The 2,864-nt window shown below is 69.0% G+C and carries 2 protein-coding genes and 1 pseudogene; 1 reads left to right on the forward strand and 2 read right to left on the reverse strand.

Features of this window, described 5'->3' with window-relative positions; all coding sequences use genetic code 11:
• Window positions 1-106 precede the first annotated feature (106 nt).
• Window positions 107-862: an SUMF1/EgtB/PvdO family nonheme iron enzyme gene (locus tag AB0I41_RS35030; RefSeq protein WP_357115729.1), complete on the forward strand. Its 756-nt coding sequence runs from the start codon at window positions 107-109 to the stop codon at window positions 860-862.
• Window positions 863-987: 125 nt separating this feature from the next.
• Here AB0I41_RS35030 and AB0I41_RS35035 read toward each other — a convergent pair whose 3' ends face one another.
• A complete protein-coding gene (locus AB0I41_RS35035) occupies window positions 988-2,124 on the reverse strand; it encodes a transposase (RefSeq protein ID WP_357115732.1) in 1,137 nt (378 codons plus the stop codon).
• An 80-nt stretch (window positions 2,125-2,204) separates the two neighbouring features.
• Window positions 2,205-2,864, reverse strand: a pseudogene (locus AB0I41_RS35040) (hypothetical protein); the annotation flags it as partial.

Genomic DNA, 2,864 nt, shown 5'->3' on the forward strand with positions numbered 1-2,864 from the left:
CTGGACCGCCACTGCCGAATCGATCCTGGCCAAGGTTCGACGTGGACGCGTCGCACTCCAGCAAGCGGCTAGTCAAAACTGAGACAGAACACTAGCGTTCGGCGCCATGTGGACCGAGGAGATCGTGGCCGGGCGCCCCGCATGGCGGCACACCCCATCGGGCGTGGTGTTCCGGAAGGTTCCGGGCGGCTCGTTCCGGATGGGCCTGTCCGACGCGGAGCTGGACGCGGTACGCGCCATCGAGCGCAGCGGTGGGGTGGAGGACACCGTCGAGCCGTTCCTCGCCGGCGCCGGGGACGCACAGCCGGTACGCGAGGTGCGGGTCGAGCCGTTCCTGATCGCCCGACACCCGCTGACGGTGGCGCAGGTCCGGCACTGGCTGCCTGAGTACGAGGACGAGTACGGCGAGGCGGACACCGGCACGGCACGGCTCGAAGACGACCTGGAAGACGTGCTCGAGCTGATGCCGTTCCGGCTGCCCAGCGAGGCGCAGTGGGAGTACGCGGCCCGGGCCGGCACCACCACGCTGACCTTCCGCGGTGACGGAAAACCCGGCGAGGATCAGCTGCTCGACGACTTCGGCGACGAGGCGCGGACGGCCGCCGGGGAGAACGCGTTCGGGCTGGCGGCGATGGGGTCCGCGAACGAGCTCTGCGCCGACGTGTGGATCCCCGGGTTCGCGGACGCGCCGGCAGACGCGCGGCCAGGGACCGGCGAGGGACCCAGGACCGTGCGCGGCGGAGCCGCCGATGCCTACCCATGGCAGGGCTGCGACGAATGGCTCCTGCTACTTTCCGCCACCCGGTACGAGCACGCCCAGTTCACAGCGGTCCGCCCGGTCGCACCACTGCCACCCGGCTGACAGTCATCTCAATGGATCTGACGGCACGTCCGCCGCGCCCGGCATCAAGGACGACCGCCGATGAGTCAGCTTCTCGGCCCTGAAGGGCCGAGCTTGCAGATCGTGCTCGATGCTGGCTGCACCGGTCACGCCGCGTTCGGCAGGCTGACTGCTGCCCAGTCCGCGGCACCGCGTGCGGCGATGTTGCGGGCTGCGTTCACGTCGGCGTGCTCAGCGAAGCCGCACGACGTGCACCGGAAGATGGATTGGTTCGGCCGGTTGGCCTTGGCGATGTGCCCGCAGGTGGAGCAGCCCTGCGAGGTGTATGCCGGGTCGACGTGGACGAGCGCCACTCCGGCCCGTGCCGCCTTGTAGGCGATGTACTGGCCGAGTTGGTGGAACGCCCACGAGTGCAGGGTGACCCGCTGGGGCCGTCGGAGCCGTACCCGGTCACGGATGCCGCCCAGGTTTTCCAGGGCGACACCACGGCCGGTGCGTTCGGCCTCGGTCACGATCTGCTTGCCGATGCGATGGTTCGTGACGGCCGCGAACCGAGCCTCCTTACGCCGGCGGGCCTTCAGCAGCCGCTTGGCGGGCTTGGTGCCGATGCGCTGAAGCTTCGCCCGCAGCCGCTGATGACGATGCCTGACCCGGTTCAAACCCTTGCCGCTGTGTCGGGTGCCGTCGCTGGTGGTGGCGATGTTGACGATGCCCAGGTCGACGCCGAGGAACCCGTCAGGCTCGGTCACCTCGACGTCGGGGATGTGGCAGGTGGCGTACAGGAACCACTTGCCGTCACGGCATACAAGGTCAGACTCACCCTGCCGGTACGCCACCAGGGTCGCGTACTGCTGCTCCGAGCAGCCGAACCGGACTCGGCCCAACCGGCCGCCCACGGCCCAGATCGACACCGTACGGTCGGCGAACTGCCACGACAGGCAGCGGTCGTCAAACGGCTGAGCCGCGTCCGCCCGGAACCTGATCGGCGTCGACTCGACCTTGGCGCGCCGCTTCGACCCGGGCTTGCCGAGATTGCCAGCACGGATGTTGGCTTTCAGGGTGGCGTACGCGCCGGCAACCTTGCGGGCAACGTGGATCGCCGGCTGGGCCGACAGACCCAAGGCCTTCAGGCGGCCGTAGGTGAGTCGCTGCAGCGCCTGCTTCGAGTAGATCCGCCGCTGGAACGCCTCAGCCGAGGCGAGGTCAGCGGCCTCGTTGCACAGATCCAGCGTCGCCCGAAGCGCCGCCTCCTGGGCGGTGTCCGGGTACAGCCGAACCTGCACGACGATCTTGGCCGGCCTGCGAAACTGGTACGCCGGTGACCAAGGGAAAAGCGGATCGTCGCCAGCCCGAAGCGAAGGCGTCAGTCGTCGCCGGCCACCGAAATCCGGATGGCGACGGGATTCCCTGCGGCGTCGACGTCCAGGTCGACGGGGAAGAAACCGTCGCCGACGGAGGTCATTGCCATCATGATCTGGGCGCCGCCGACGTCGATGGTGGCGGCCTCGTTCTCAGATGCCCGGACGCCTGCCATGACCTGCCAGTGGTGTGAGTGTGGGCGGAAGTCGAAGGCGAACATGCGGGGCGGCGCAGCGTTCTTGCGGTCCTTGAGCGCGACTGCCCGCGCGTAGGCACCTCGTACCGGGAGGTTGAGCCAATCGTAGCCGTTTTCCCCCGGCGTACCAGTGCGCTGTGCGCCGAACTCGGCCGCGACCTGCTCCTCGTCCCGCCCCCAGAACACCACGTCGGCGAGACCATCGAGGGGGTAGTTGTGGACCCATGATCCGAGTGCATCCGCGTCGGCAAAGACGAACCGGGCGTAGTCCACCCCGACACTACCGAGCCGGCGGGTAGCCACGGCAGCGTCCTCGCGCAACCCGATGCGGACCTGCGACCAGCCCCACTCCCCCGGCACCGCGGTCACCGGCAACGGCCGGTCTGTTGGCACACCCCCGACGGGGACGACCGGCACACCCGTGATCAGGAAGTCAGGATCCCCCTCGGCGATTGCCCGTCGAACTCG

Origin of the sequence: Micromonospora sp. NPDC050200 (assembly GCF_040656135.1) — a bacterium.
Lineage (GTDB): Bacteria > Actinomycetota > Actinomycetes > Mycobacteriales > Micromonosporaceae > Micromonospora.